The sequence below is a fragment of the Pradoshia sp. Z4_20 genome (assembly GCF_058216035.1).
Map to the genome: position 1 here is coordinate 1 of NZ_JBZAJD010000024.1, position 1,365 is coordinate 1,365.

Genomic DNA, 1,365 nt, shown 5'->3' on the forward strand with positions numbered 1-1,365 from the left:
ATGAACCAGATAAAATTACGAGACTACTTAAAAGCATTCGTGAAGCCCGATTTGCGTCTGGTTTGGGTTGTGTTCATTGTGGTAGCACATCGGTTAAACGAAACGGTAAATATCGTTCAAGACAACGCTATCTATGTAATGATTGCGGAAAATCTTTCAATGATATGACGAATACGCCATTTTCAGGCTCTCGCTACCCCGAAAAATGGGTGAAATACATTGAACTAATGGTAGAAGGATACACCCTACCAAAAATCGCTGAAAAACTTCATATACACATCTCTACTGCATTCTATTGGAGACATAAAATCTTGAACGCATTAGGAAGTCTTGGATTTAATCAATTGCAAGGTATCGTTGAGAGTGACGAAACCTTCTTTCGCGAGTCTATGAAAGGTAACGAAATCACCCATAGAAAACCCAAGAAGCGTGGAGAAAAAGACGAAAAAAGAGGGGTTTCTAACCTTAAAATTGCTGTTGTTGTTGCACAAGACCGTAATGGTAGTGTAATTGCTCGTAAAGCAGGAACAGGGCGTGTAAAAGCCGAAGAAATTGACGCTGTGATAGGTGAGTATATTCACCCGTCTGCTTTGTTATGTACAGATACCGCAACCAATTATAAAAAGTTTGCAAAGGTAAAGGGATTACAGCACGAAACGGTCAATGAGCGACAAAAACAGCGTGTAAAGAAAGGCATATACCACATTCAGCACGTCAATAACTTTCATAATCGCCTAAAAACTTGGATGGAACGTTTTCAAGGTGTTGCAACGAAATATCTGGACAACTATCTCTATTGGTTCCGATGGCTTGAAATTGGCAAAAAAATAGCACTTGATGAACGAGTCAATCAAATGCTTATTTCTGCCTGTCAGAAATCTGATAAAACAACTGTAAATACATTAAGAGGGATAATGTAACTTCAATTTTTATTAAGTTTCTGTACCGAACGTGAAGGAATAAACCTATTGCACTTGTAATATTCAGTATCCCTGAATGAGGTATTAAAAAACAGCCATTCCTATGTCGGAACGACTGTATTTCTTATTCAGTTAAAGCTGGCTTTAACTCAATTTTTCAGGATTTAAAGCGTAAAGTTCTATAAAGCCACAGTTAGAACAAACATAGCAAGGAGAGACCTCACTCATAGTTTTTGAGTTCGCCTTCTCTGTTGATTTATAAACCCTGATTGGGTAGCTATCTAATTTAGCATCAACCATTGCCGACTCGCATTTAATACATTTTTCCCTCATAATTCTCAACCTCCTATTATTTACTCACCTATTTCATTTATATTATAATATACCATAAAAAGAAAATAATTCCTTTTTGTACCTAAAAGCAACAATCTATACGAAAAGAGCC

General features: G+C 36.9%; 1 protein-coding gene. It reads left to right on the top strand.

Annotation, left to right across the window (positions count from 1 at the left end):
• A partial coding sequence (locus AC4BHP_RS18825) for an IS1595 family transposase (RefSeq protein ID WP_490553792.1) occupies positions 1 to 920 on the top strand: 920 nt, incomplete at its 5' end.
• Positions 921 to 1,365 lie beyond the last annotated feature (445 nt).